Origin of the sequence: Pseudoalteromonas sp. SG45-3 (genome assembly GCF_014164075.1) — a bacterium.
In the GTDB taxonomy this organism is placed as follows: Bacteria; Pseudomonadota; Gammaproteobacteria; order Enterobacterales; family Alteromonadaceae; genus Pseudoalteromonas; species Pseudoalteromonas distincta.
On the sequence record NZ_JACJEN010000046.1, the window covers coordinates 1 to 2,004 of the forward strand.

General features: G+C 33.7%; 3 protein-coding genes and 1 pseudogene. 3 read left to right on the forward strand and 1 reads right to left on the reverse strand.

Annotated elements, in window-relative coordinates; translation table 11 throughout:
• A pseudogene (locus H5126_RS21135) lies at nucleotides 1-213 on the reverse strand (DDE-type integrase/transposase/recombinase); the annotation flags it as partial.
• Here H5126_RS21135 and H5126_RS21415 point away from each other — a divergent pair.
• The 3 genes from H5126_RS21415 (at nucleotide 201) to H5126_RS21145 (ending at nucleotide 1,797) form a co-directional block, all read left to right on the forward strand.
• Entirely contained in the window at nucleotides 201-374 is a 174-nt protein-coding gene (locus H5126_RS21415) for a hypothetical protein (RefSeq protein WP_220491501.1), read from the forward strand. The pseudogene H5126_RS21135 and the gene H5126_RS21415 sit on opposite strands and share 13 nt — an antisense overlap.
• Before the next feature lie 187 nt (nucleotides 375-561).
• Nucleotides 562-870, forward strand: coding sequence for a hypothetical protein (locus tag H5126_RS21420; protein ID WP_220491502.1), 309 nt, complete (start codon nucleotides 562-564; stop codon nucleotides 868-870).
• 363 nt (nucleotides 871-1,233) lie between these two features.
• Entirely contained in the window at nucleotides 1,234-1,797 is a 564-nt protein-coding gene (locus H5126_RS21145; RefSeq protein ID WP_024597891.1) for a YSC84-related protein, read from the forward strand.
• Nucleotides 1,798-2,004: the final 207 nt, after the last annotated feature.

Sequence of the window (2,004 nt, forward strand, 5' to 3'; positions counted from 1 at the left end):
ATTTATTGTTTCAGCCAATGCATTGTCATAAGAGTCACCCACACTGCCTACAGACGCTTGAATTCCAGCTTCAGCAAGTCGCTCAGTGTATCGTATAGACAAATATTGGCTGCCTCTGTCGCTGTAGTGAATTAACCCTTCGGGGTTGCCACGATGCCAAATAGCTTGCTCTAACGCATCAAGAATAAGCTCTGTGTGCATTGTCGTTGATAATGATAAAAATTAGAGCTTATGAAGAAGACTCTTTTTCTTTCTACAAAGATATTGTTAAGTCTAAAAGGAAAACAGAGGCAAATCCAGATCTTAAAGAAGAGCTTGCTGTAATTTCTGATACTCAATCACAATACTTTGAAGATTACGATGATGCAATTTGATATGGACTCGCTAGCTTTAATGCAGAGCATGCCATAGAGTGAGAATGATAAAGCTAATTTAAAATCTTTATATAATTATAGAAATAAAAAAATTAAGGCATTAAAAAATACTCTTACTAAACATCCTTATCATAGAGAACATATTTTTAATACTTGTCAAAATTGCACTATAAATGATGTTGACTCAATGGATCATGTACTAGGTCAGACGGAATTCCCAGAGTATTCTGTTCACCCTAAAAACTTATTTCCATGTTGTAGTGATTGTAATAGAAAAAAATCAGATAAATTTGTTGATGATAAAGGCTCACAGTTATTTTTAAATTTGTTTATAGATGACTTACCCAAATCACATTATCTTAAAGTAAGAATAGGGGATAAAATTAATGAGCAATGTAAGGATCTGGAAACCTATTTAGGATACAACCATCGGCAGGTAGTTATATATCGTGAACTAGCTGCTTCACAAGATTTCATTCAACATTGCATGACTTAATCAGAGTGGGGCAGTACACTTACCTCAAATAGGGGAGTACATTCAACTTTTAGCTAATATTTTAATAAATTACAATATTTACCGATTTTTAACTAAGTTCCCATTATTGGCTTTAAAATTTTGAATCCGTTTGGCTGTTGTTCATTATTATCAATGTAAAATAAGTACATAGATCAAGGAAATTAAATTACACAACATGTACTTTAATTCTCAACATAACTTATTGTTATAATTAGATTAAAAAATTAGTACACAGTAATCACCATAAACAATGTCTAGTATTGGACATAGTAAAGCTCTAATTATTTTAACACTGTAATTATTCTATGGTTGTTGGTTGCTATATCTTATTAAGGAAAAGTTATGAAAAAACTAATTATACTAAGCGTACTTGCTTTAACTGTTGCGTTAACTGGTTGTGCGACTACGGGTAGCGCATCACCAAGCGAAAAACGTTCACTTGTACAAAGTATGAAAGCAAACACGTTAGATAAATTATACGCTGAAAAACCTGATGTTAAAAAACAAATTGCTAATTCTGCTGGTTTCGCCGTTTTTGATAACGCTAACGTAAATGTTGTTTTAGCTAGTTTTGGTGGCGGTTACGGCGTAGTTAAAAATAATCTTACGGGTAAATCGACTTACATGAATATGGGCGAAGCCGGTTTAGGGCTTGGCTTAGGTGTAAAAGATTTTAATGTTGTAATGGTTTTTCATAACCAAGCTGCATTAAATAGATTTATTGAACATGGTTGGGCATTTGGCGGAAACGCTGATGCGGCAGCAAAATATGAAGATAAAGGCGGTGCACTGGTTGCTGAAGCAATTGCAGATCAAGTTACTGTATATTCTGTAACCGAAAATGGCCTTGCACTACAAGCTGTATTAAAAGGAACTAAGTTTTGGGTAGATTCAGAGCTTAATTAACCACCAAATTACTCTCCTAAAAGCGAGCTGGTTTGTAAAATCATGCTCGCTTTATTAAAACCTTCTCAATTTAACATAACGTAATTTATGGGTTGCTAAATCACTCAGAATTTTCGGTATCTTCTTCCTGAAAAACCTCCACTGTTGGTGCATCGCAGGTTATGAAATCATGAAATTTTTTATAACTTATTTCTATCATACAACCTG

What these genes read in the sequence shown, in the direction of transcription:
- H5126_RS21145 (WP_024597891.1), top strand. Translation starts at nt 1,234, where the DNA reads ATGAAAAAACTAATTATACTAAGCGTACTTGCTTTAACTGTTGCGTTA.
- H5126_RS21420 (WP_220491502.1), top strand. Translation starts at nt 562, where the DNA reads ATGGATCATGTACTAGGTCAGACGGAATTCCCAGAGTATTCTGTTCAC.